The 21,549-nt window shown below is 58.5% G+C and carries 22 protein-coding genes; 9 read left to right on the forward strand and 13 right to left on the reverse strand.

Features of this window, described 5'->3' with window-relative positions:
• Position 1 precedes the first annotated feature (1 nt).
• Together Q668_RS05555 and Q668_RS05560 are read left to right on the forward strand one after the other, a co-directional pair.
• Complete coding sequence (locus tag Q668_RS05555) at positions 2 to 1,126, forward strand: dihydrolipoamide acetyltransferase family protein (RefSeq protein WP_022988626.1); 1,125 nt, start codon at positions 2 to 4, stop codon at positions 1,124 to 1,126.
• Between the two features lie 81 nt (positions 1,127 to 1,207).
• Positions 1,208 to 1,753, forward strand: a complete 546-nt coding sequence (locus tag Q668_RS05560; protein ID WP_227498296.1) for a copper chaperone PCu(A)C — start codon at positions 1,208 to 1,210, stop codon at positions 1,751 to 1,753.
• 32 nt (positions 1,754 to 1,785) lie between these two features.
• Here the strand turns inward: Q668_RS05560 and Q668_RS05565 are convergent, their stop codons facing one another.
• A complete protein-coding gene (locus Q668_RS05565; RefSeq protein WP_022988628.1) occupies positions 1,786 to 2,529 on the reverse strand; it encodes a class I SAM-dependent DNA methyltransferase in 744 nt (247 codons plus the stop codon).
• Between the two features lie 303 nt (positions 2,530 to 2,832).
• Here Q668_RS05565 and Q668_RS05570 point away from each other — a divergent pair, with 303 nt between their 5' ends.
• On the forward strand, positions 2,833 to 3,210 hold the full coding sequence (locus Q668_RS05570) for a nuclear transport factor 2 family protein (protein ID WP_022988629.1): 378 nt from the start codon (positions 2,833 to 2,835) through the stop codon (positions 3,208 to 3,210).
• A 70-nt stretch (positions 3,211 to 3,280) separates the two neighbouring features.
• On the opposite strand, the gene Q668_RS05575 is transcribed toward Q668_RS05570, so the two are convergent.
• A complete protein-coding gene (locus tag Q668_RS05575) occupies positions 3,281 to 4,033 on the reverse strand; it encodes a THxN family PEP-CTERM protein (RefSeq protein ID WP_022988630.1) in 753 nt (250 codons plus the stop codon).
• A 321-nt stretch (positions 4,034 to 4,354) separates the two neighbouring features.
• On the opposite strand from Q668_RS05575, the gene Q668_RS05580 reads away from it, so the two are divergent.
• A complete protein-coding gene (locus tag Q668_RS05580) occupies positions 4,355 to 5,248 on the forward strand; it encodes a diacylglycerol/lipid kinase family protein (protein ID WP_022988631.1) in 894 nt (297 codons plus the stop codon).
• Here Q668_RS05580 and Q668_RS05585 read toward each other — a convergent pair.
• Entirely contained in the window at positions 5,245 to 7,437 is a 2,193-nt protein-coding gene (locus tag Q668_RS05585) for an OsmC domain/YcaO domain-containing protein (protein ID WP_022988632.1), read from the reverse strand. The two genes, Q668_RS05580 and Q668_RS05585, sit on opposite strands and share 4 nt — an antisense overlap.
• Before the next feature lie 24 nt (positions 7,438 to 7,461).
• Here Q668_RS05585 and Q668_RS05590 point away from each other — a divergent pair, with 24 nt between their 5' ends.
• Entirely contained in the window at positions 7,462 to 7,689 is a 228-nt protein-coding gene (locus tag Q668_RS05590) for a hypothetical protein (RefSeq protein ID WP_022988633.1), read from the forward strand.
• Here Q668_RS05590 and Q668_RS05595 read toward each other — a convergent pair.
• Positions 7,686 to 8,519, reverse strand: a complete 834-nt coding sequence (locus tag Q668_RS05595) for a zinc-dependent peptidase (protein ID WP_022988634.1) — start codon at positions 8,517 to 8,519, stop codon at positions 7,686 to 7,688. The two genes, Q668_RS05590 and Q668_RS05595, sit on opposite strands and share 4 nt — an antisense overlap.
• Before the next feature lie 12 nt (positions 8,520 to 8,531).
• Complete coding sequence (locus Q668_RS05600) at positions 8,532 to 9,506, reverse strand: ribonuclease Z (RefSeq protein WP_022988635.1); 975 nt, start codon at positions 9,504 to 9,506, stop codon at positions 8,532 to 8,534.
• Between the two features lie 71 nt (positions 9,507 to 9,577).
• Between Q668_RS05600 and Q668_RS05605 the strand changes: the two genes are divergently transcribed.
• The 3 genes from Q668_RS05605 to Q668_RS05615 all read left to right on the forward strand — a co-directional run bounded on the left by Q668_RS05605 (position 9,578) and on the right by Q668_RS05615 (position 11,701).
• Positions 9,578 to 10,432: a crotonase/enoyl-CoA hydratase family protein gene (locus Q668_RS05605; RefSeq protein ID WP_022988636.1), complete on the forward strand. Its 855-nt coding sequence runs from the start codon at positions 9,578 to 9,580 to the stop codon at positions 10,430 to 10,432.
• 27 nt (positions 10,433 to 10,459) lie between these two features.
• A complete protein-coding gene (locus tag Q668_RS05610) occupies positions 10,460 to 11,029 on the forward strand; it encodes a CPBP family intramembrane glutamic endopeptidase (protein WP_022988637.1) in 570 nt (189 codons plus the stop codon).
• Between the two features lie 66 nt (positions 11,030 to 11,095).
• Positions 11,096 to 11,701, forward strand: a complete 606-nt coding sequence (locus Q668_RS05615; protein ID WP_022988638.1) for a LysE/ArgO family amino acid transporter — start codon at positions 11,096 to 11,098, stop codon at positions 11,699 to 11,701.
• Here Q668_RS05615 and Q668_RS05620 read toward each other — a convergent pair.
• The 4 genes from Q668_RS05620 to Q668_RS05635 form a co-directional block, all read right to left on the reverse strand.
• Positions 11,675 to 12,754, reverse strand: a complete 1,080-nt coding sequence (locus tag Q668_RS05620; protein WP_022988639.1) for an alpha/beta hydrolase — start codon at positions 12,752 to 12,754, stop codon at positions 11,675 to 11,677. The genes Q668_RS05615 and Q668_RS05620 overlap by 27 nt on opposite strands.
• A 184-nt stretch (positions 12,755 to 12,938) precedes the next feature.
• Positions 12,939 to 13,784 (reverse strand): DUF6160 family protein, encoded by an 846-nt coding sequence (locus Q668_RS05625; protein WP_022988640.1) that lies wholly within the window; start codon positions 13,782 to 13,784, stop codon positions 12,939 to 12,941.
• Positions 13,785 to 13,882: 98 nt separating this feature from the next.
• Positions 13,883 to 15,709, reverse strand: coding sequence for a choice-of-anchor D domain-containing protein (locus Q668_RS05630; protein WP_022988641.1), 1,827 nt, complete (start codon positions 15,707 to 15,709; stop codon positions 13,883 to 13,885).
• Positions 15,710 to 15,953: 244 nt separating this feature from the next.
• Complete coding sequence (locus Q668_RS05635; RefSeq protein WP_022988642.1) at positions 15,954 to 16,976, reverse strand: AraC family transcriptional regulator; 1,023 nt, start codon at positions 16,974 to 16,976, stop codon at positions 15,954 to 15,956.
• A 105-nt stretch (positions 16,977 to 17,081) separates the two neighbouring features.
• On the opposite strand from Q668_RS05635, the gene Q668_RS05640 reads away from it, so the two are divergent.
• Entirely contained in the window at positions 17,082 to 17,786 is a 705-nt protein-coding gene (locus Q668_RS05640) for a class I SAM-dependent methyltransferase (RefSeq protein ID WP_227498297.1), read from the forward strand.
• Positions 17,787 to 17,792: 6 nt separating this feature from the next.
• Here Q668_RS05640 and Q668_RS05645 read toward each other — a convergent pair whose 3' ends face one another.
• The 4 genes from Q668_RS05645 to Q668_RS05660 form a co-directional block, all read right to left on the reverse strand.
• Positions 17,793 to 18,788: a PA2778 family cysteine peptidase gene (locus tag Q668_RS05645; protein ID WP_036219310.1), complete on the reverse strand. Its 996-nt coding sequence runs from the start codon at positions 18,786 to 18,788 to the stop codon at positions 17,793 to 17,795.
• A gap of 11 nt (positions 18,789 to 18,799) precedes the next feature.
• Positions 18,800 to 19,201: a PA2779 family protein gene (locus Q668_RS05650; protein WP_022988645.1), complete on the reverse strand. Its 402-nt coding sequence runs from the start codon at positions 19,199 to 19,201 to the stop codon at positions 18,800 to 18,802.
• 92 nt (positions 19,202 to 19,293) lie between these two features.
• Positions 19,294 to 20,739 carry a phospholipase D family protein gene (locus Q668_RS05655; RefSeq protein WP_022988646.1) on the reverse strand — a complete coding sequence of 482 codons (1,446 nt, stop codon included), beginning with the start codon at positions 20,737 to 20,739 and terminating at the stop codon, positions 19,294 to 19,296.
• Positions 20,740 to 20,774: 35 nt separating this feature from the next.
• Entirely contained in the window at positions 20,775 to 21,521 is a 747-nt protein-coding gene (locus Q668_RS05660) for a glutamine amidotransferase (protein ID WP_022988647.1), read from the reverse strand.
• Between the last annotated feature and the right edge of the window lie 28 nt (positions 21,522 to 21,549).

Consider the following 21,549-nt stretch of genomic DNA (forward strand, 5'->3'; position numbering starts at 1 on the left):
CATGAAAAACTTCAAACTCCCGGATCTGGGCGAAGGCCTGCCGGAAGCTGAAATTGTTGAATGGCACATCAAGGTGGGCGATGCCGTAGAGGCGGACCAGGTACTGGTCAGCGTGGAAACCGCCAAAGCCATCGTGGAAGTGCCGTCACCGCAGGCCGGCACCATCGCCAAACTCTACGGCGAGCCCGGCGACATCATCCACACCGGCGAACCCCTGCTGGCCTTTGAAGGGGCGGGTGACGACACCGGTACGGTGGTGGGTGAGCTGAAATCCTCCGGCAAAGGGGATGGGAAGGGCGCTCAGAAAGACCAGTTCATTGTCGGCGCAGCTGCCTCCAGCAAACGGGCCCGTGCCAACCGCGCGACTCCGGGTGTGCGGGCGCTGGCGGAGCGGCTGGGTGTCAGCCTGGAAACCATCAAAGGCAGCGGGCCCGGCGGCCTGATCACCACAGACGACGTACACAAGCAGGCCAGCCACCAGAAACAGTTGGGCGATGCTGAACCCTTGCGCGGCACCCGCCGCACCATGGCGAAGAACATGGCGTTGTCTCACGCCCAGGTAGTGCCAGTCTCCATTTTTGAGGATGTGGATATCGGCGACTGGAAAAAGGGCACCGATACCACCATGCGCCTGGTCCAGGCCATCGGGAAAGCCTGCGATGCGGTGCCGGAGCTGAACTGCTGGTTTGATGGCGACAACCTGAGCCGCCAGTTATTGAGCGAGGTGCACGTAGGCATCGCCGTGGATACGCCCGAGGGCTTGTTTGTGCCGGTGCTGAGAGACATTACCCACCGTAACCTGAAAGACCTGCGCAAAGGGCTGGAGAATCTGCGCGAAGCGGTGGCCACCCGCAAGATTCCACCAAAGGAGATGCAGGGTGCCACCATCACCCTGTCCAATTTCGGCACCATGACCGGCCAGTACGCCAACCCCATCGTCAGCCCGCCCCAGGTGGCTATCGTGGGTGCCGGGCGTATTCGGGAGAAGGTGGTGCCATATGATGGTGCCGCGACCATTCGTCGCATTCTGCCCCTGTCCCTGACCTTCGACCACCGGGCTGCCACTGGCGGCGAAGCCTCGCGGTTTCTGGGCGCGCTGGTCGATGCGTTGCAGAAAACAGGCTGAACGGGCGGGCCGGTGGTCGCCGGCCTGCTGTTCCGGGTACTTGCCAACCGGCGCGTTGGCGACAACACTAAGGGCCTTCAAATGCCTGAAACCATCACCGTGCGAGACACCATGAACCGATTCAATAAACTGACCTCCGCGCTGCTGTTGGCCTGTGCCACCCTGGCAACACCGGTACTGGCGGCTGATCATGGTAACCATCATGGCCACAGCAAGGTCCAGATCGATAACCCCTGGAGCCGGCCAACCCCGCCCGGCACGCCCATGGGCGTGGGCTACCTGGCCATCACCAATAACGGTGAGCAGGCCATCACCCTGGTGGCGGCACAAAGCCCGAGAGCCGGCCATGTCTCCATCCACGAAACCTCCATGCACGAAGGTGTGATGCGCATGCAGCCGGTGAAGGGTGGCCTGGCCATTCCGGCTGGCGAAACCGTGCAGCTGAAACCCCGCAGTTATCACCTGATGCTGGAGCAGTTACCCCAGCCCCTGGTTGAAGGCGAGAAGATTCCGGTGCGTCTGGACTTCGACGGTGCGGACGACATGGATATTGAGCTGGTGGTTCAGCCGCTGGATGGCATGCCTGTGGACCACTCGAAGATGGATCATTCCAAAATGAAACACTGAGGCGGTCTGAGGGTGTTCTGGTCCGGAAGCGCTTAACGCTTCACGCCGGCAAAGATCGCGTTTCCGGATTCGCCATCCCAGGGCACAATGCATTCGTAGTCGTGCTCGAAGATGTGTACCTCGAACCACGGCTTCAACAGCGCTTCGAACTCGCCGAAGCTGAGTGCCACCATCGGGTGCTCATCCTGCCAGGACTCGCAAACACCGTTGGTATTGCGGTCAATACTCAGCCGCAGTGATTGCCGCTCACCAGGGCCGGCGTAGTGCCAGCCGGAACGGAAGCTGAACTCGCTGCCATCATGCTGCGCTGTGTGGCTGACATACAGGTTGTTATTGATGCGGGTTTTGTCCACCGCATTGAAGCAGAGCAGCCCGTTTTCTGATAACGCCTGGTGGGCACTGCGGATGCAGCCTTTGAGTTTCTCGATGCCGTCGCTGTAGTGGATGGAATACAGAAAGCAGGTGATCAGGTCGAACGGCTGCGCTACCTGAAACGCACACATATCCCCAACGCTGAATACCGCCTCCGGGCAACGCTGCTGCGCTACATCCAGCATCGGCTGGTTGATATCCAGCCCCTGACACTGAAAACCGTCATCCAGGAAGTGACGAATATGCGGGCCGGTACCACAGGCCAGGTCCAGGTGGCTGTTGCCTCCGTTACCGAACAACTGATGAAGGCGCCGGATACCCCGGCTTTGCGCCCGGTAGTCGATATCTGCACACATCAGGTCATAGTACCCGGACAAGTCCGTGTATAAGGCATTGGTGGACACTGGAAAGCCTCTGCAGGATTAACTGGATCACCTCTGGCGATCAGCAGCTGCAGCGCAGGCAAGGCGCAGCGGGCGGGCGTTTCGAGGGCGGGGTATGGTACCGAATTTGCCCGTTAGCCGGTAGCACTTCCAGAAGCGGTTTCCGACTTATATTGACGGGTGGCATAAAGTCATTGTGGTCACTCTCCTTCGCTATTACGGCACCGCCTTGCACCTCGGGGCGTTGCGGCGGTTCTGAATTGAATGCAGAATGCCGTAACGGTTTAATCTGCTATTCAACAGCCCCGAGAGTGGAGTGCAGCTATGTCGCCAAAGGATATTGTGGCGCAGTTTATTTCAGACATTCACGCCCAGCGTTTTGACGAGGCCAAGACCCTGTTGGCGGAGGATGACTTTGAATATGTGGGGCCCAACATGCGCTTCCTCAGCCGGGACGATATGCTCGCTTATCAGTTCGGCATGGCCGCGATCCAGAAAGACCTGGTGCTGCGGCAGCTAAGCGCAGACGGCGAGCACGTGTTTGCGATCCTGGACTACCGGACGCATTTCGAACCCATCGGGGATGTGCGGCTTGCGGTGTGGTTTCGAGTTCGTGATGACAAAATCCATACCATGGAAACTTTCTATAACGCCGCAGTAGTGGAGAATATGTTGGGGGGTAACCTGCCAACGGCAGGCTGAACAAGGCAGGTTCACATTGTTCAGCCCTGGCAGGCTGCCTTCAGGCACGCTCCCTGAAGGCAGGTTCTGATTACTGCCTTGCGCGCTTGCGGGCAGCGCCCAGGCCAAGCAGGCCCAGACCCAGAAGCGCCATGGTGCCGGGCTCCGGCACGGGCAGTTCGGTGACGTTGAGGCGGGCCATCAGATCGATTGATGTGTCAGCATTTTCCGCGGTGAAGAAGGTCTCCACCTCGCCGGCAAAGCCAATCAGATCCAGACTGTAAAGGTTGTTACCCAGCTGGAACTCTGAACTGCTCAGGTGTTGATCCAGGATCCATACCTGATCATCCACATCGCCAGTTTGCGTAATGATGTCCCTCCAGAAACCCCAGCAAAAGCCGCCGAGATTTAGCCCCCAGCACTGTTGTCCGATAACTTCCGGCGCTGTATTCGGCGTTTCGTTATGGGCAAAGACGAACGTGCCAGATGAACTGCCATTATCACCAAACCCGTCAAAGCCAAGATTGACCGCCAGGTCCACCCCGGTAATGCCATCACCGGTCACCGGCTTGTTGATGTGAGTCAGGCTGCCCAGCACAAAGGCATCGTTGTCCAGAATCGTCTGGGGCAGTGGAGCTGTTCCATTAAAGTTATAGCCACTCTGGCCATAGCCTGAACTGTAGCCCCAGCGAATCTGGCTGGTACCTTCACCGTTAACGTTGGAGCCACCAACGGCATTTTCAAAGCTTCCAGATACAGAAGTCAGGTTAACGGGAAACGCAAACGCAACGCTGGCGGTCAGTGCGGTTGCAGTTGCGACTAAGGCTTTTGCTAGCATTTTCATTATTCGTTCCTTCGTTTTGAGTGAGTCCGTTCTCGTTTAGCAAGTTAAGTGCCATTTCTTTAGGTTATTGATTTGTGGCTGTTTTTATGAGGCCCTGAAAATATGTGTCAATTAACCTGACATTTGCGTTGTTCTTAGGCTGTTCCAGCGCTGCTTATCGCTGCTGGGAGCAGTAATGTGTCCACATTATTTACAGTATTTTGGTCGCGCCTGGACTGTAGCGATCTCTCGTTGCCATACGGTAATGCTCCCGGCATGAAGAAACCGGCAAGCCGTGCTATCAATTGAGAGGGATTATTATTTTCTTCTGAAGGAATGGGCATGGCTTACTGGTTGGTGGACAGCCCGGGTTCTGGCGATGGCTCTCGCGACAGCGATTTCTGGCTGAAGCACCTGCGCGAGCAGGGCATAACGGATGTAACCGTTTGCAAGCTGGATGACGCAGAGCAGTGGATTCGCCTTGTATCGGGTGATGACTGCCTGATGGCGGCGGGTGGAGACGGTACGGTAAACGGCGTGGCGTCACTTTGTCTTCGTACCGGGGCAACCCTGGCGGTTCTGCCATCGGGCACCGCTAATGACTTCGCCCGAAACCTGGGCCTTCCTGAGGATCCTTCAGAGGTTGTTCGGCTGGTGGCAGAGGGTGGCTCGCAACGGATCGATGTGGCGGAGTTTTTAGATCGCATTTATTTAAATGTGGCTCACATCGGGCTTGGAACCTTGCCCTCCCGAAAAGCCAGTTCCCCAACCAAGCAAGCTTTGGGCAAGTTCAGCTACCTGGCCACCCTGTTTCAGCAGGTGGGTGCCAAGCGGGGCTTCCGGGCCAGGATTCAGACGGATCGCTCATCGCTCGAAGGCCGCTGGCTCTCCATTGCGGTTGCCACGGGAGCCTACTTTGGCGGCGGCCAGGAAATACCGGAAGCCTCGGCTGACGATGGACTGCTGGATGTGATTGCCATACGCCCCCGCCCGCTAGCCCAGTTGTTACTGACCTTCCTGACGGTTCGGCTGAACCGAAAAACGCCCCGGAGAACCAGCACGGTTATTCAGATCAAAGGCAAGTGGTGCCAGATAGACACCCAGCAGCCCAGAACCGTAACCGTAGACGGTGATGTAGCCGGCAAAACGCCCTTTCGGGCGACTTGCCGGCCGGGTGCTATCCGGGTGATTGGCAAGAGGGTAGTGCATACCGGCGAGCAGCCGGCAGCGGGTTAGACTGAGATGCCGGCTTTACGGGCCCGGGCCGCGTGCAGCTTTTTGTAGCTCTCGATCATTTTCAGGTGCCGGTCGAGGCCGCGCAGGTCCATGCCGGTTTCTTCAAGGCCATAGAAACGCACGGTGCCGTTGATGGAACCCTCGACGGCATCCATTACCTCGTTGCCGAACATGCGGCGGAAGTTGTAGCGGTAGTCTTCCAGCTCCAGTTCTTCGTTCAGCGTGGCTTCCAGGGCTGCGTTCATGGCCTGGTAGAACAGGCCGCGCTCAACGGTGTTATCGTTGAACTGCAGGAACATCTCCACCAGTTCCCGGGCCTCTTCCAGTTCACCCAGCGCCAGGTAGATCAGCAGTTTCAGTTCCAGAATGGTGAGCTGGCCCCACACGGTGTTTTCATCGAACTCGATACCGGTGAGAGTGACGATGGTCATGTACACGTCCAGCTCGGCCTCTTCCAGCCGCTCCACCAGGCTGGTTAGTTCGTCCTCATCCAGGCGGTGGAGATTGAGGATGTCTTCCCGGAATTTCAGCGCCATGTTGGTGTTGTCCCACACCAGGTCTTCCACCGGATACACCTCGGAATAGCCGGGTACCAGGATGCGGCACACCGGCGCACCCAGATAATCGAAGCCGGCTACGTAGCACTCCTTGCCCATATCCGCGAGCATCTGGAACAGGGTGGCCGCTTCTTCTTCGTTGGTGCCGGAGAAGTCCCATTCCACAAAATCGTAGTCGGATCTGGCACTGAAGAAGCGCCAGGACACCACCCCGCTGGAGTCGATAAAGTGCTCAACGTAGTTGTTGGGCTCAGTCACCGCCATGGAGTTGAAGGTGGGGGCGGGCAGGTCGTTCAGGCCTTCAAAACTGCGGCCCTGCAGCAGTTCGGTCAGGCTGCGCTCCAGCGCTACGTGGAAGCTTGGGTGAGCGCCGAAGGAGGCAAATACGCCGCCGGTTTTTGGGTTCATCAGGGTCACGCACATCACCGGGAACTGGCCGCCCAGAGAGGCATCCTTCACCAGTACCGGGAAGCCCTGTTCTTCCAGGGCCTTGATGCCTTCGACAATCCCCGGGTACTTGGCCAGCACGCTATCCGGCACATCCGGCAGGGCGATTTCGTTCTCGATGATTTCTTTCTTCACTGCCCGTTCGAAGATCTCGGACAGGCACTGCACCTGCGCTTCCTGAAGCGTGTTGCCGGCGCTCATGCCGTTGCTCAGATACAGGTTTTCGATCAGGTTGGAGGGGAAATACACGGTTTCCCCATCGGAATGGCGCACGTAGGGAATGCTGCAGATGCCCCGCTCCGGGGTGCCGGAGTTGGTGTCGAACAGATGGGTGCCCAGCAGTTCGCCATCGGGGTTGTAGATGGCCAGGCAATGGTCGTCCAGGATACCTTTGGGCAGCTCGCCTTCCGGCCCCGGCTGGAACCATTTCTCGTTCGGGTAATGTACGAACTCGCTGTTGGCGATGTCCTGGCCGAAGTACTGGTCGTTGTAGAAAAAGTTGCAGTTCAGGCGCTCAATGAATTCACCCAGGGCCGAGCACAGGGCCGCTTCTTTGGTAGAGCCCTTACCGTTGGTGAAACACATGTGGGCGGCGGTATCGCGCACGTGAAGGGACCAAACATTGGGCACGATGTTGCGCCAGGAGGCAATCTCGATCTTCATACCGAGATCCGCCAGGATGCCACTCATGTTGGCAATGGTCTGTTCCAGCGGCAGGTCTTTGCCTTCAATGTAGGTGCTGGAGTCGCCGCCCGGGGCTGCAGTCAGCAGGGCCTGGGCGTCTTCGTCCAGGTTTTCCACCACTTCAATCTGGAAATCCGGGCCGGTTTGCACCACCTTTTTGACCGTGCAGCGGTCGATGGAGCGGAGGATGCCCTGGCGATCCTTGTCGGAAATGTCTTCCGGCAGTTCTACCTGAATCTTGAAAATCTGCTTGTAGCGGTTTTCCGGGTCTACAATGTTGTTCTGCGACAGCCGGATGTTGTCAGTGGGGATGTCGCGGGCGTTGCAGTACACCTTCACAAAGTAGGCTGCGCACATGGCGGATGAGGCCAGGAAGTAGTCAAACGGGCCGGGCGCCGAGCCATCGCCTTTGTAGCGGACGGGCTGGTCTGAGATGACGGTAAAATCGTCAAACTTGGCCTCAAGCCTCAGGTTGTCGAGATAATTGACTTTGATTTCCATGGGCAGCTTACCGGATTCAGAAATATGAGCAGTTTACGCGGAATAGACGAGGTGATCCCCGATGCGCGGGATGGTCTCACAAAAACGGAACGGACGATACTTTACGTCCTGAGCGAGACCCAGAAGGAATTGGGCGGCCGTAATGTGCCGACGGTAATGCTGTATGGCCGGGTGCTGGAGTATGTGAATATCAGCGTGGACGAGCTGCACCTGTACCTGGATCGCCTCGGTGTGAAAGGAGACGGGCTTTAGGGCTGGTGAGCGCTGAAGTCCCTTGGGTCTATCCGGTAATAGCCGCACATCGCCTTGTAGACCTCCGGTTGCGCCTCTAGCAGGTGTTCCGGCTGCTGAAAGAAGGCTTCCGTCAGCACCGCAAAGAACTCCGCCGGCTCGGTGGCGCCATAAGGGTCCAGCCAGGGTTTATGGTGGTGTTCCAGCCGGTGTTGCAGGTGGTCCCAGGCCTTGGTCATGGTTTCCTGCCAGTGCTTTGCGTCTTGCCCGCTCAGTGGCGGAGCCCCGTCTGCCGAGCCATCCAGGTAATCCAGCTGATGGGCGAACTCGTGCAGAATGACGTTGTGCGGGCCATGAGGATTGGCGATGGCTTGTTCACACTGGCTCCAGGCCAGAATTACCCGGCCGTGAGACCAGGCCTCCCCGGCCCGGGTTTCTTCACTGGTACTGACCACCAGGCCATCACTGTTGGTGTCCTGAACCCGGTAGATATCGGGGTAGACCAGAATGCTCTTTACATCGTCGTAGTTCGAGAATGCTCGTTCCAGCAATAACAGGCAGGCATGACCCGCGATGGTCACCCGTACCCGGTCATCGATGTGAAAGCCTGCGCATTCATAGAATTCCTTTTCCGCGATAAACAGCTGAACCAGGTTCTCCAGCCGGGATTTGTGGCTGTTGGAGAGCTGGTTATAGATGGGTACGTTTTCCTTGAGGTGGCGCCGCCAGTGCTCAGGGAAGGGCTGTTGCAGTTCTCGCTGGCGTCGCCAGTTGCGGTAGAAGAACAGGTAAAAGACTGTCCCGGAAAGCAGAAGGATAGCGGCCAGGGAAAAGATCAGTGCGGGCGACATGGGTAGGCCTGTTCAACGGTCATGTTGCAGTCTGTGTAGTTGCAGGTCTTTTTCTAGCCGGTAAGTGTCGAAATCCCGGGCCAGGAACAGGTGGCCCTTGTAATGCTGCAACGCCTCGGCGGCGAGCTGGTTGATATGAGGCGTGCCACCCGGGGCGGATTGGTAGCGGGAGCTGAAGTGGGTAAGCACCAGGTTGGGGACCTTTACGCTCTGGGCAAACCGGGCGACCTGCTGCGCCGAGCTGTGCTGGGGCCAGGGGCCGACCCGGTCGGCGACGTCCTGGGTGTAAGTCGCTTCGTGGATGAGTACATGAGTTCCCTGGCTGGCCTCTTTCAAAAGCTCTGGTGTGTCATTATCACCACCCACAATGATGCGCCGGGCGGTTCTGGGTATCTCCGTGTAGTCATCGCTCCTCAACAACCGGCCGTCATCCAGCAGCACGTCCTTGCCCTTCTGCAGATCGCCCCAGGATGGACCAGCGTCTATGCCGTCCGCCGTCAGTTTCTCCTGCTTTAGCTGGCGCTCCATATTTCGTTCAGTAAAGACATAAGCGCGACAGGCAACCCGGTGCGAAAGCGCCACGTTGGTAACGCCCACGTTGTCATCCTGCCAGTAAAAATCGTGCGCTTCGGAATTGATGAAGTTCAGGGGGTAGCTCAGGCTGGAGTCGCTGTTGTCAATCGTCGCCTCTATGAACCGCCGCACCTGTGGCGGGGCGATGATATCCAGCGGCTCGGTGCGGCCGAGCATGGAAGCGCTGGTAAGCAGGCCCGGCAGCCCGAAGATGTGGTCACCGTGGATGTGGGTGATGAAAATGGCGCGCAACTGCATCACCGAATAGCGGGTACGCATCAGCTGGTGCTGGGTGCCTTCGCCGCAATCGACCAGGTACCAGGGTTTGGGACCGGACCGGCAAAGGGCCAGGCCAGTAACGTTCCGTGACCGGGTTGGTGTTCCGGCGGATGTGCCCAGGAAAGTAAATTCCATCGTGCCTCGTTTCGCGGTAATGTGCCCCCTAATGATACGAAACCCTGCTCTGAGATGATACGGAACCCATCATGTCTGAACTCGCAAACTACGAAAGCTTTAACATCGAAGTAAAAGACCACATCGCCCACGTACAGTTCAGCCGTCCTGAAGCGCTGAACTCCATGAACAAGGCGTTCTGGCTGGAGTTGCCCCGCTGCGTGCAGGACATCGAAGCCAACACAGACGCCCGGGTGATTGTGATCTCCTCCACCGGCAAGCACTTTTCCGCCGGTATGGACCTTGGTGTGTTTTCTGATCCGAAATCCGTGCCCATGAGCGGTGATCCCGGCCGTATGGCCGAGAACCTTCGCCGCGTTGTCTTGCAGTTGCAAGATACCCTGAGCTCTCTGGAAAAAGTACGCCTGCCGGTGCTGGCGGCGGTTCACGGCGGCTGCATTGGTGGTGCGCTGGATCTGGTGTGTGCCGCCGACAGCCGCTACTGCACGGTGGATGCCTACTTCACCATCAAGGAAACTGAGCTGGGAATGACCGCCGATGTAGGCACCCTGCAGCGTTTGCCCAAGCTGATGCCCGAAGGCGTAGTGCGGGAACTGGCCTACACCGGCCGCAAATTCGGCGCCGAAGAGGCCCAACGTCTTGGTTTCGTGAATACCGTTTACGAGAACCAGGAAGCCATGCTGGAAGGTGTGATGGCCATTGCTGCCCAGATTGCGGCCAACTCGCCGCTGGCGGTGACCGGCTGTAAGGAAATGATCAATTTCAGCCGTGATCACAGTGTGGAAGACAGCCTGAAGTACATGGCTACCTGGCAGGCCGGCATGTTCCGTCCTGGAGACATGATGAAATCCTTCCAGGCCAAGGCCCAGAAACAGGCTCCGAGCTACGATGCCCTGTTCCCCGTCAAGGATCTGTTCGACAACTGATCCATGCCTGAACGCGGAAGTCCCTCCATGCCTTCAGCCACCGCCCTGCTGTTTCAGGGCGGTATTGGTTTAATCGGCCTGTTTGCGGTTTGGCTGTTTGAGATCCCGCTGCTTCTTGATGGCCTGAATGTTGTTGAGGTGGTGTTGTTCGGCACAGTGGGGGCGGTTGGTACCTACCTGGTGCTGGTGTTGTTATCCCGCGTGCCCTGGCTTTTCCCGGATAATCTGAGCAGCCAGATGCAAGCGCTCTATAACTTCGCCGCCGGTTATCGCTGGCCAGTACTTGTGGCGCTGTCGGTGTTGGCGGGTGTCGGGGAAGAGTTGTTGTTTCGCGGGGCTATTCAGGGCTGGCTGCTGCAGCACACCGGTCCCTGGACGGCGGTTATTGCCGCTTCCGTGTTGTTCGGCCTGGTGCACTATGTTTCGTTCACCTATTTCGTGATGGCCACAGGCCTTGGTGCAGTGTTGGGCGTTGCCTACCAGTTCAGCCAGAGCCTGGCGCTGGTTATGGCCTGGCATGCGCTGTACGACATGGTCGCGCTCTATTGTCTGCTGCGTTATCCCCACTGGTTTGGTGTTCGCCGGTCCCGGCCCTGAACCAGAAGAGTTCCCACCTGTGAGGCGCGCGGGTATCCTTGCGCCATTTTTTTCGGAGTAGTTGGAATGCTTGAGAGTTACCTGACCGGTCTGCTGGTGTGTGGCGGTATTATTGTGGCCATCGGTGCCCAGAATGCCTACATTCTGAGCCAGGCCATTCGCCGGGAACACCACTGGTGGGCAGCCGGATTGTGCATGGTGTCAGACGTACTGCTGTTTACGCTCGGCATGTTCGGCGTGAGTGCGGCCCTGATGGCGGCACCCCAGGCGCTGGAAGTCTTGCGCTGGCTGGGTGTTGCCTTCCTGGGCTGGCTGGCCTTGCAGGCGTTTGTGCGCGCAGGCCGTGGCCGGGCGGCGCTGAAGGCGTCGGGTGATGTAGGGCGAAGCCTGAAACGGGTTATCCTGACCACCCTGGCCGTAACCCTGCTTAATCCGCAGGTTTACCTGGACACCCTGTTACTGATCCCGGCAGTGGGTGCCCAGCAGAGTAGTGCCGTGACTTTTGTGGCCGGCGCCAGCAGCGCGTCGATCCTCTGGTTTGGTGGTCTTGCCTGGTTCGGCTCCAGGCTGGCACCGATTCTTTCCAAACCCGGTGCCTGGCGAGTGATTGATGGCGTTATTGGCCTGATGATGGCGGCTATCGCTTTACAGCTGGCCCTTGGCGGCCTTTGATATCTCGCCTTTCTCAACTTGTTCCAGAAATGCACGGATATCCTCGAAGGCTTCTTCGGCTTCTGGCAACAGCGGTGTGAAGATGTGCCACACATGCACCATGTTCTGCCAGGTGTGCAGTTCAACCGGTGAACCTTCAGCCCTGGCCTTGGCTGCATAGCGGGTAGAGTTGTCCAGCAGCATTTCTGTGGAGCTGGCATGGATCAGCGTTGGCGGCAGGTTGTTCAGGTTGCCGCGCAACGGCGAAGCCACCGGGTTGGTGGGGGAAATCCGGAATGCCGCCAGTGTGCCCCACCAGAGCACCGGCAAAGGAATCTTGGACAACCCGCCAAACACCGGCCCCAGCAGGGGGTCGGTGCGGATGTTGTCGCGGTTGCTGGGGGCCGTCAGGGTGAGGTCTGTGGACGGCGACAGTGCCACTGCGGCATCCGGCTGGCGGATACCATTGTCCCGAATCCAGGCAATCAGCGACAGGGTATGGCTGCCGCCTGCGGAATCACCGGCCACCACCATAAAATCTGCAGTTTCTTCACCGTCCGGGCCGTGGGCTAACAGCCAGGTGTAAGCCTGGCGGCAGTCACGGATGCCATCCATAAACCGGTGCTCCGGCATCAATCGGTAGTCGAGGGCGAAAACGGCGGCATTGGCCAGCTGCGAGAACCTGTCGGTAATCGCCCGGTGGCTGCGGGGGCTGCCGGCGGCCCAGGCGCCACCGTGGATATACAGAACCCGTCGTCGGGTGTCCACGCCCGGGGCGATAACCCATTCGCCCCTGGGTTGGTCGTTATGACGAATCTCTGAAGTTACTTCAACATCCTCACCCAGACTGTCCAGGTGATTCCTCAGGGCAATCAGCCTGGCTTTGCCTTTCAGTCCCTTTGATGCCCGGCCCATATCTTTAATGCGTGACAGCACCTCATCGTGAGCCGGATTGGGTGCGACTTCCTTCACTGCCCACTCGTTGCCGTCAAATTCGGACAGGTCTTTGACCCGGAACAGCAGGAAAGTGGCAACAACAATCAGCGCGACAATGGCGAGCAAGGTCCAGAGCATGGGTGTTCCTTTTCGGGAAGCAGTGGATTTGTTCTGTGGATCACTGAAATCCTAACACGGCAACTATCACATCCGTGCGTTGTGTTGCCATTGGCCGGGCGGCCGGAGAGCAAGGCGATGTTTGGGAGGCTTGCAGGAAAGGAGGGGTAGAGAAAAAGGGCCCGGAGAACCGGGCCCAGGGGCCTTAGTGACCGTAGATACGCATAGTGGTGTCCTGAACCACGAGGTTATCCAGCATCACAGAACCAATACTGGCTCCGCCTACCAGAACCTCGCCGATGGACATATCCGCTGCGAAGGTATTCAGGTCGATGGCTAGTGCATCGCCGGAACCGCCCAGACGGGTTGCCTTGTAGACGTCCATATCAATGGTGGCGCCGAGTGTCAGCACACTTGGTGCAGCGGCGGTGCCATCCAGCTTGGTGCCCATGTAGTCGGCGCCGGTCATTTTCAGGTCACGGATGCCGAGGCCCAGGAAGTCGATGTCAACGTCCAGGTCAGAGATACCTACCTTAGTGTTCAGGTTCAGTCTGTCCGTAGCGGTGTCAACGGTGATGCCTACCTTAGTGAAGGCACCGACCATGTTGAAGTTGCTGGCCAGCAGAGTGGAATCGGTGTGGCCTTCCAGGGTCCACTCGCCGGTGCTTACGCCGAAGTCGATCGGCGCAGCGGTCAGCGGCAATACGTTGATGATTGCGTCGCCGTCAGCAGCTACATCGATCTCGATGGCAATGTTGTCGATCAGGTTAGTGGTGGCGTCCAGCCCGAGTGCATCCCGGAAATCAGTGATTTCAGAGAACAGACCAGTGGTATTCGCACCGCCAATCGAGATGTCTTTGATAGACAGGGAGCCTTCATCGGTGTATCGGAATTCGCCGATGTCCACACGGGTTTCCAGCTCGATAGTCACACCGGCCTGACCGGTGATACTGCCCATCTGGGCGTCATCAATGGGTTTCAGGTCGGCCTGGGCAGCAAACGGGAGGCCTGCCATGGCCAGCACTAACGCGGATTTTTTCAGGCTTTTCATTTCGTTGTTCCTTTTTTGATTTTGTTTTCTCTTCTTTCCTGATTTGGGTTACAGCCGGCCGATACCGGCTGTAACCCTTTCCGGCCAAGCCGGAACTTTTAGAACTGAGGAGTCAGGTCCAGGTTGATGGTGTTGCCCGGGCCAGTCATGAACTGGTTCAGCAGGCTGGTCAGCAGGCCGCAGTTTTCCAGCGCGCCCAGCTCGTATACACCGCTTACGGTACCGCCAGTGGCCGGTGAGAAGTTGGAGCCTTCAACCGACTTCAGCTCGATGTTGATCGGATCGCGGGTCTGACACTCGGAACCACCACCAATGCGAATTGGCAGCAAGCCGATCTTGATAGCCACCTTGGGTACTTTCACATACAGCTGGGAGTTGGCAGTCAGCTTGCCGTTTACCAGGGAGCCAGTGGTTACCGCAGCCTGCTCGAATTCCACGTTGGCGGCAGCATTGATCTTGCTGAACAGCACCTTGATGGAGAAGTTGCCGGAGGTTGGCTGAACTTCCAGGTCTGCTTCAAAAGTGCCGGCAGCCAGGTCGAGAAGGGTAGCGATAGAGCCAGTCAGGGGCAGGGAGCCGCCGGTTGCCTTGATCAGTGTGGAGCCTTCCAGGCCCAACAGCAGTTCAATGGGGTCGGGGCCGCCGGTGGCTTCTTCATAGGACTCTGCACGCACCGGAATGGTTACGGTGGCGTTTTCTTCGTCGCTGGAGTTCACGACCAGGGCCGCGCTATACACACCCGGTGCACCGGCAGCAAAGCTCAGGTCGACAGAGCAGCTGGCGCCAGCGGCAACCGTGGTGCAGTTATTGGTCTGCAGGAAGTCAGCGGCATTGGCGCCTTCCAGGGCAATGCTGTTGATTTGCAGGGCGGCATTACCGTTGTTGGCAATGGTAACCTGCGCGGATTCGCTGGTTCCGGACAGAACGCGACCCAGTTCGACCGATTCCGGAGATACCGAGATTTCCGGTGTCGGAGCCAGGGTGCCGCGGCCAGACAGGGCAACGTCGATGCTCGGGGTTTCGGCATCGGTAGACTCGATGGTCAGGGTTGCGCTTCGGGTGCCGTCAGTGCTTGGAGCAAAGGTGACATCAACCGCACAGGAAGCTTCCGGCGCAAGGCTGGAGCCACACTGGTTATTCACGGTGAAGACGTCAGCATCGTTACCACTGATGGCAATGTTGTTCAGGCCCAGGGCTGCACTGCCGGTATTGGTGATGGATACGGACTGCTGAGCGCTCAGGCCGGCCTGTACCGCACCGAAGGCCAGTTCTTCAGCGCCTACGGTGATGCGCGGTGTTTCAACCACTTCACCACCCACGGTGATGGTTTGAAGCAGATTGTCCTGGCCTGGCAACTGAACACAGTCAGTCAGGATTTCACCGATCGGAGCCGGGGCAATGGCGCCATTGGCGGTGCGCGCAGTCAGGTCCAGCTGCAGGGCGCCAACACGGATGACCAGTTCGCCAATATCATCCTCTGTAATCAGGAATTCCGGAGACATGCCGGAGGCCGGAACATTGAATTCGCCTGAAGTTTCGGGAACCGGCGTGGGCGGAATGTCCAGCTTCACAATTTGTTCAACGGTTCTGCCTGCGGTCACAACACTGTTGTAACTGGTGGCAACGCCTTCGAGTGTGGCGGACTGAACCAGTTTGAGGCCGGTGCGGGCATCGTCATTGACTACGGTGATGGCATCAACGGTGAATGCGGGGATGGTGTCACCCACAGACACTACGGAAGGAATATCTGCGCTGATGGTAGCCCGGATGGGCTGGTCGCCAATCAGCGGGAATGGGCATTCAAAGGCCAGTTCGGTAGAGACCTGTTCGGCTGCCGCATTTGATGCACCGCCGGCCATCAAGGCCGCCGCCGCAACGGCGGGACCGAGCTTGCGAACGCTCGTGTTGAGGTTCCTGAGTTTCATGAGTTCGTCCTCTGTGTATCTTCTTTGTTGTAGTTGGGGTTGCAGACAACACCGATAAGGACTGCTCGATCGGACTTGCAAAGATCCCGTGCCATACGCGTTTACGCATGAATGCAGGGTTATTAGACGGGGAGTGGGTGCCGCCGGTCATTGCTGGTGGCGGCACCATTTTTGTCTTAAACGGAAATCAGGGTGGGTTATTGTTCAAACCGTGAACGGTGTCAAAACGGCCAGGGAACGCCGGTCACTTTTTACTGCGGGCCTGCCGGCGAATGTCGCCCGGGGTCTGGCCAGTCCAGGAACGGTAGGCCTTGGTGAAACCGGCCTGGTCACTGAATCCCAGTTTTTCTGCAATGGATTCCAGCGGCACATTGGTGTCTTTCAGGTACAAAGTGGCAAAGTTTTCCCGGATTTCGTTACGCAGTTCCCGGAAGGATGTGCCGGCGCTGGCAAGGTGCTGCCGCAATGTGCGGGGGCTGATCTCCAGGCGGCGGGCGATATTCTCGGTGGTGCAGGGGCGCCCGGGCTGGCTCATGATCAGTTCCCGTACCTGCATAACGGTCTCGTCTGCTTCCCGGGGTGTCTCCCGGGCACCGTGCCGGGTCCTGGCCACCAGGAATTCCAGGCTGGCGTCGTCTTTGCGAATCGGGGTGCCGTTCAGGGGCATGATCACCTGGCTGATGCCGGCATCGAATTCGAACTCGCTGTCTGGTGCCAGCAATTGCCAGTCTTCCTGGCTGGCTTTGCCCGGGAAGTCGAACTGAAAGGTGAAATGGCTGCATACCTGGGAGGAGACCCGGTGAATACTGCCCATGTAGATCTTGGTCAGGCAGGGCCGAAGATCGCCCACTCCCCAGGTATCGATCAACCGGATGCGAATGGTGGAGCCGCTGGATTCCAGCTCCATATCCATCAGTGGCAAGCCCACCCGGAGGTATTGAACAATCATGCTGACCAGGCGACGGGGATTTTCCTGGCCGAGCACGGCAAAGCCGAGCAAGCCGTGGCTGGGCAGGTCCAGCTGCTGTCCGAATTCGAAGGCGGCCCGTTCGTCGTGCATCAGCCAGTCGGCCTGGCGGAGCAGGAGCAGCACCTGGCTCATGGTTACGTTGGCATCAGGGTTGTTCAGAAGGTCGTCGGTAATGCCGGTTTCCGCCATGATGGCGTGGCGTTTAACGCCGCGGTTTTCCATAAACCGGATAAAACGGCGGGCATAGCGGGCCGAGATGATCGGCACCTCCAGTGCAAGGTTGTTCAACGAATCCATGTTTCCGTCTCTGTGCCGAGGCTGTGTACGGGGTTAGTATAGGCGCGGTGTTACGGTGGATATCCGGCAACTGGTCACAAATTGGCCGCATGGCCGGATATGACAATGAAACTTCAGACAGGTTTGTCTCCCATGATTTCAGGTGGTGCCACAGCATCCAATACAGAGTTGTCCGAGTGCTGTTCGGTTTGTGAGAGCCGCACACTCGCACCGTTTATGGAGGTAGAAGGCAAACTTTACCTGCGTTGTGGCACTTGCCAGGCAACCCTGATGGCGCCGGGGTTCTACTTGTCTGAGCAGGAGGAACGGGCTGTCTACCAGTTGCACGATAATCAGCCAGAGGACCCGGGCTATCGAAAGTTTCTGTCAAAGCTTGTCGGGCCTCTACTGGCAAAGCTTTCCCCGGGCGCCCACGGGTTGGATTTTGGCTGTGGTCCCGGGCCCGCGCTGGCTAGCATGTTTGAGGAGGCTGGCTACCCGATGGCGGTTTACGATCCCTTCTTCAGACCAGAAAGGGAAGTGCTGAACCAGGCCTATGATTTTGTGACCTGTACCGAAGTCGTGGAACACCTGCACCAGCCTGCCCAGGTATTCAGACAGCTCGATACCTTGGTAAAGCCCGGAGGCTGGCTGGGTATCATGACCTGTTTCCAGAACGCTGATGACCGCTTTGCCACCTGGCATTACCGCAGAGACCCGACCCACGTGGTGTTCTACCGGGAAGAAACCTTTGCCTGGCTGGCCGCACATTTCGGCTGGGAGCTGGAGGTGCCGAGAAAGGATGTTGCGCTGTTCCGAAAGCGGGCCTGACCCGGTTCAAGGCGCCTCGGCGGGACATTGGGGAATGGCCGGGCATTGCTGCGTGGCGTTTTGGATGGGGCCGGGCAGGTTGTCTGCTTTATTTTTGAAGCGGTCAGGGGCAAGGGCGCTTGCGCAACCCCGGGCTTTCCCGGCTGTTTCAGGACAGCCATTGGCCGACAGGGCATAGGCCAGGTTGTTCCAGCCTTCAGGGGCTTGCGGGAATAGCTTCACAGCTTTCAGAAAGTGCTCGATCGCTTGTTGCGGCTGTTGTTGCGCATAGGCCAGGTTACCAAGTGCCATGATCGGGGCAGAGTGTTCGGGCCAGCGTGTTTGCGCGGTCTGGTAGGCCTCCCGTGCCGCACGGCTGTGACCGGTGGTTTCCAGGTCATGGGCGGCCCGCAGCCAGGGCAGGGGTTCGGCGGTTGCCGGTAGCGTGTCTGGAGGCAGGATCACCACGGCCCACCGTTCAGCCCTGTTCCAGGTTGCGTGAAAGGCTTTGTAGGGCATCCGGTAATGCTGGCGGGTGTCGGTGTTCAGCACCAGCTCCTCCTCCCGGGCGTCGAAGCCCACCACCACGGCAAAGTGCCATTGCGGCCACCAGTTGAAGCGCAGGTTCTGCATGACCAGTACCGGGTTGCCAGCCGCAACTTCCGCCAGTACGGCATCAATTTCCGGTTGCAGTGGATACACCACCATATTGTGGGAGCGCGCCCCGGCCACCATCTCCACCTGCAATGAGCCTTCCCGGTCAGGAATGTACACCAGCTCTTTCAGGATGTCCGGATCGGTGGACAGCCCCTGACTGTTGAGCATGGTGGCCAGCGATGCCGGGCCGCACTGGTACTTTTCCTGGGGATAGAAGGGCACTTCCTTCAGCAAGGTCGATGCGGGCCTCGCATCACTGTTGATGGCTGATGGTTCGGGCCAGGGCGGGGTAGTTGCGCAGCCGGCCAGCAGGACCAGGCCCGTGAGGGCCATCAACCTGCTGAAACCGGAGAGCTTCCTGAGCATGGTTCGGTGGTTTACCGGATACAGTTAATGAACGAGAAGAGATCGGTGGCGCACAGCATGTCGGTGATGATGAACACCAGCAGGAACAGGACGATCACACCGACAACCCCTTCACCGGTGGGTGCTTCGGCCAGTTGCTGCTCGAAGTCTGCCAGTTCGGCGGGGGTCAGGTTCTGGATGCGCTCGGCCACCTGGTCTTCACTGACACCAAGCTCGGACAGCTTTTCTTTCACTTCCTGCTGTTCCAGCATCTCCAGCAGCTGTTGCCGGTCGAGCTCGGTCTGTTGTTGCTGGATCAGCTCACCGGTGCCCACCATGCCGGCGTGGGCAGAAACGGAGAAGGTGGTGGCAAAGGCCATCAGCAGGGCCATCACCAGAGAAAACTGCTTGGTGTAACGTCGCATGGCGTTCATTACAGACTCCTTTCTCAGTTGTTTACAAAGACACTAGTTTGAACTGTGTCGCTGTTCAACATACAAAACGTTCACCAAGAAGAAAGGGTTCCTCAGAAAGTGGAAAGCCCTGTGGCTTCCATCACCCGGTACTGCCAGTAACGGAACCTGGAGGCCTCCTGCCACCTTGCCCACGGCAGGCTGAGTACCGGGTTGCTGTCCGGGCCATGGTTCCAGTGCAGCTCGAAGTAATCAGTCGCCTTAGTGGCAACGGGGTGGTCGGCCGGGAGCTGCACCCATACGTTGGATTCCAGGTTCAGGTCGTCCAGGTTGCGCCGGGTGAAGTTGGCAGAGCCCAGTAGCATTTCCTGTTGGCCATCGCTACGGGTTCGGATCAGCAGCTTGCTGTGGCACTGCTCCCCGTGGGTGTTACACCAGCGGACGGCAACTCCTGCCTGGTTCAACTCGTTAGCCACCGGGCGGTTGGGAATGCCGTTCTTCTCGTGGCCGAAGGCGTCTTTATTGGCATCCAGCAACAGCCGGACGCTCACGCCCCGTTGCTGAGCGGCTATCAGGGCTTCGATGACAGGGCGGTGGGAGAGGTAGAACATGGCCATGTCGAGGCTTTCCCCGGGCTGGCTCTGGTCAATCATCGCCAGGGCCTTGTCCCGGATGGCGGATTCAGTGAGTACCTGAATGCTGCTGCCGGATTCCTGGTGTTCGCCGGCCATGGCCTCCAATGTGTTGATCCAACGGTCAATTGTGGCGGTATCTGCGCCGGACATCTGCATAACCGCGCGTTCGCTGCGAACCACATCGGTGACTGCCGGGCCATCGAAGGCCAGGGCGGTGTTGCTGTGCCGGCTGCTGCCATCGTGGGGGTTGGCGGAGGTGATCACAGCACGGAAGCGATCTCCCTCGTCGGCAACCAGTACCTTGCGATGGTTGGCCTTGAAGTTGGGCAGGGCCAGGTAGCTGCGAACGGTGGCGGGCTCCGTGCCCAGTGCGTTGGGCAGCCAGCCACCATCGGGGTTGTTGCTCAGCCACTGGCAGCAGAGCCGCCATAATGATGACCAGGCCGGGTTGCTGTCCCGCAGGGGTTCCAGCCGGGTGATGACCAGTTGAATGCCGGCATTTTCGAGGGCTTCGAACAGCGTCGATCGGGTGCCGCCGTAAAAGGTGTTAAGCGGGTCTGTGATGACCACAATGTCGATGTCGGGCTGCGATTGCTTTCGGGCAACCAGTGCATCGACGGTCTGCTGTGCCAGGGGCCGTAATCCCTTGTCTTCGGGGCCGGTGCTGTTGAACAGGAACATGTCCAGCAGGATGAATGTTTCGGCCTGTCCGATCAGCCGGAACATCTCGTCGAAAATTTCGTGGTCCAGCTCGGAGCGGCCATCAGGGAAGTGCAGGGTGGTGTCGGTCAGCAGTTCAGGCGCTTCGAGGGGCAGAACATCGCCCTGATAGGCAAGGCCGGCCGGCAAGGGCTTGCAGGTGTGCCATAGCCCGAGGCTGACCAGAATCAATAACAGGGCTGCGGCGAGTAACTTCATTGTCATGGCAGCATCATTCCTTTGAGTGTGGGGCGCCTGGCTCAGGTTTCGCTGTGACGGAGGATCCGTTCCGAAAACAGCTGCAGCAGGCGGGCTGCGTCGTCGGCCGGTTGCACCGAGGCCATCAAGCCATTGGCATCCAGCCCTTCGGCCTGAAGGTCAGGGTACTGGACTTCCAGATACGCCTTCATGATGTGTTCGGTGAACTCGGGGTGAAACTGCACACCCCAGGCATTGTCACCGACCCGGAAAGCCTGGTGCGGCTCAAAGTCGGACTCGCCCAGCAAAACAGCGCCAGGGGGTAGCTCCAGCACAGATTGCTTGTGAGTCAGCTGAGCCGGAAAGGTTTGCGGAAGCTGGCTGAACAGGGGATCGCTCTGTGCAGCAGCAAACAGGCGAACCAGTCGGGTGCCGGTTTCACGGCCTTTGGGATGGTAATCCACCTTGCCGCCCATGGCATGTGCCAGAAGCTGGTGGCCGTAGCAGACACCCAGAAGCGGAACATTGTCTTCTACTGCCTGGCGCACCCAGTGGGCTGCTTGCTCGCTCCAGGGTTCCCGGTTACTGACCATGGCCGGCGAGCCGGTGATAACGATGCCTTGCCAGTCCGAGGGGTGGCCCGGAGGTGAAGCACGGGTTACGTCGACGACAGTCAGTTGCAACTGGCTGGACAAGCCACGGGTAAACCAGGCATCAAAGTCTCCGAACTGATCCTTGATTTGCGGATAGGTGCTCCCTGTTTTCAGGATAACCACCCGCGGGGCCTGTGTGTTGCCTGTGCCAGCCATACTGCGCTCCGGTGACAGCTAAACGGGA

It is taken from the genome of Marinobacter sp. ES-1, assembly GCF_000475255.1.
GTDB lineage: Bacteria > Pseudomonadota > Gammaproteobacteria > Pseudomonadales > Oleiphilaceae > Marinobacter > Marinobacter vinifirmus.

Coding starts and splice junctions, on each gene's coding strand:
- Q668_RS05635 (WP_022988642.1), bottom strand. CDS start 16,976: ATGGATTCGTTGAACAACCTTGCACTGGAGGTGCCGATCATCTCGGCC.
- Q668_RS05575 (WP_022988630.1), bottom strand. CDS start 4,033: ATGAAAATGCTAGCAAAAGCCTTAGTCGCAACTGCAACCGCACTGACC.
- Q668_RS05625 (WP_022988640.1), bottom strand. CDS start 13,784: ATGAAAAGCCTGAAAAAATCCGCGTTAGTGCTGGCCATGGCAGGCCTC.
- Q668_RS05650 (WP_022988645.1), bottom strand. CDS start 19,201: ATGAACGCCATGCGACGTTACACCAAGCAGTTTTCTCTGGTGATGGCC.
- Q668_RS05595 (WP_022988634.1), bottom strand. CDS start 8,519: ATGTCGCCCGCACTGATCTTTTCCCTGGCCGCTATCCTTCTGCTTTCC.
- Q668_RS05560 (WP_227498296.1), top strand. CDS start 1,208: ATGCCTGAAACCATCACCGTGCGAGACACCATGAACCGATTCAATAAA.
- Q668_RS05580 (WP_022988631.1), top strand. CDS start 4,355: ATGGCTTACTGGTTGGTGGACAGCCCGGGTTCTGGCGATGGCTCTCGC.
- Q668_RS05590 (WP_022988633.1), top strand. CDS start 7,462: ATGAGCAGTTTACGCGGAATAGACGAGGTGATCCCCGATGCGCGGGAT.
- Q668_RS05615 (WP_022988638.1), top strand. CDS start 11,096: ATGCTTGAGAGTTACCTGACCGGTCTGCTGGTGTGTGGCGGTATTATT.
- Q668_RS05655 (WP_022988646.1), bottom strand. CDS start 20,739: ATGACAATGAAGTTACTCGCCGCAGCCCTGTTATTGATTCTGGTCAGC.
- Q668_RS05640 (WP_227498297.1), top strand. CDS start 17,082: ATGAAACTTCAGACAGGTTTGTCTCCCATGATTTCAGGTGGTGCCACA.
- Q668_RS05645 (WP_036219310.1), bottom strand. CDS start 18,788: ATGCTCAGGAAGCTCTCCGGTTTCAGCAGGTTGATGGCCCTCACGGGC.
- Q668_RS05610 (WP_022988637.1), top strand. CDS start 10,460: ATGCCTTCAGCCACCGCCCTGCTGTTTCAGGGCGGTATTGGTTTAATC.
- Q668_RS05660 (WP_022988647.1), bottom strand. CDS start 21,521: ATGGCTGGCACAGGCAACACACAGGCCCCGCGGGTGGTTATCCTGAAA.
- Q668_RS05620 (WP_022988639.1), bottom strand. CDS start 12,754: ATGCTCTGGACCTTGCTCGCCATTGTCGCGCTGATTGTTGTTGCCACT.
- Q668_RS05585 (WP_022988632.1), bottom strand. CDS start 7,437: ATGGAAATCAAAGTCAATTATCTCGACAACCTGAGGCTTGAGGCCAAG.
- Q668_RS05605 (WP_022988636.1), top strand. CDS start 9,578: ATGTCTGAACTCGCAAACTACGAAAGCTTTAACATCGAAGTAAAAGAC.
- Q668_RS05570 (WP_022988629.1), top strand. CDS start 2,833: ATGTCGCCAAAGGATATTGTGGCGCAGTTTATTTCAGACATTCACGCC.
- Q668_RS05600 (WP_022988635.1), bottom strand. CDS start 9,506: ATGGAATTTACTTTCCTGGGCACATCCGCCGGAACACCAACCCGGTCA.
- Q668_RS05555 (WP_022988626.1), top strand. CDS start 2: ATGAAAAACTTCAAACTCCCGGATCTGGGCGAAGGCCTGCCGGAAGCT.
- Q668_RS05630 (WP_022988641.1), bottom strand. CDS start 15,709: ATGAAACTCAGGAACCTCAACACGAGCGTTCGCAAGCTCGGTCCCGCC.